2 protein-coding genes are annotated in these 1,254 nt (G+C 38.1%); both read right to left on the bottom strand.

Going from position 1 to position 1,254, the window contains the following annotated elements:
- Window positions 1–83: 83 nt before the first annotated feature.
- Entirely contained in the window at window positions 84–533 is a 450-nt protein-coding gene (locus tag HMPREF0083_RS02230; RefSeq protein ID WP_021619333.1) for an SMI1/KNR4 family protein, read from the bottom strand.
- Between the two features lie 20 nt (window positions 534–553).
- A partial coding sequence (locus HMPREF0083_RS29210) for an HNH endonuclease (RefSeq protein ID WP_021619334.1) occupies window positions 554–1,254 on the bottom strand: 701 nt, incomplete at its 5' end.

Raw genomic sequence — 1,254 nt, forward strand, 5'->3', positions numbered from 1 at the left:
AGCCCAAACTTCTACAAAAGGTCGGAATGTCCTTCTTTTATTGCGCATTTTTCGACAAATTTTTTGCAAGAGTCCAGTACACTTTATTCTTCCGTATCTTCATATAATTTATCAAGAAATTCATAAATATTATTCGCTAGAAAGTACATATTGCTCATGTCCTCAGGATCTTCAGGCTCTTCCTCATGATCCCAAAAGTAAATAGCTTCATAGTAAGGCTCTTTTGCTCCTAAGCAAATGACGTTACCACTAGGATCGTTTCCAATTGGTAAAAATGCTGTTGGAAGTCTATCATCATATATGCCCAGGTAATCCTCTAAATTGCTATACATATCACCTATACCAAAAAAAACATTAAGCACCCCTTCTCCCTGTTCATCTGAAATCTTAAACATATTTGGTAAAGGATAGCCTCCATTTGATTCTTGTAAAAATTGCTTATATAGTCTTGGAAACTTCACTCCATGCTGTAACTCAAACTCTTCAATCTGCTCAATCGTAAGCGGTTCATGAGATTCTTGCATGTTTGCCATATTCGTTTCCTCCTGTTTATTTATTTGCTTCCTTTACCATTAACATTAGATATTCCTCCACTATGAGTAAATTCAGCATGAACTTTTTCATCTACCAAAATCATAGTTTTTCCGTCCTGATGATGATGCCATGTATATCCTTTTGGTGGTTTATTAGAAGCTGCAATCGGTGGATCTGAATCTTTACTCAAACCTGCTTTTGCATTTGCCTTTTTATAATCTGTTGGGCGATTAGTTGGTTTAGTAAATTCTATCTCTACTGGTTTAACAGTCGGATGTGTGTACATTGAAAAATCTGGATAACTATCTGGGTAACTTACCGACTGCCCCTTTTTATTAGTATAAGTCCACGTTCCATTCTCGTCTATTGAGATAGTACCACCTTTTTTATACCATTTCTCAGGGACAGGTGAATTCTTGGGTTTTGTTTTCATTATTTCTTTTGTAAAATCGGATAACTCTAATTTCTTATCTTTACCCGTCCCCTGAGTAGGTTGTTGCGTTTTCTTAGGTTTCGGTGTCTCTTTAGGCTTTGGTGTCTCTTTAGGTTTTGGTGTCTCCTTAGGCTTCGGTGTCTCTTTAGGTCTCGGTGTCTCCTTAGGCTTCGGTGTCTCTTTAGGTTTCGGTGTCTCTTTAGGTTTCGGCGTCTCCTTAGGCTTTGGTGTCTCCTTGGGTTTCGGTGTCTCCTTAGGCTTTGGTGTCTCTTTAGGCTTTGGTGTCT

It is taken from the genome of Aneurinibacillus aneurinilyticus ATCC 12856 (assembly GCF_000466385.1).
Taxonomy (GTDB): domain Bacteria; phylum Bacillota; class Bacilli; order Aneurinibacillales; family Aneurinibacillaceae; genus Aneurinibacillus; species Aneurinibacillus aneurinilyticus.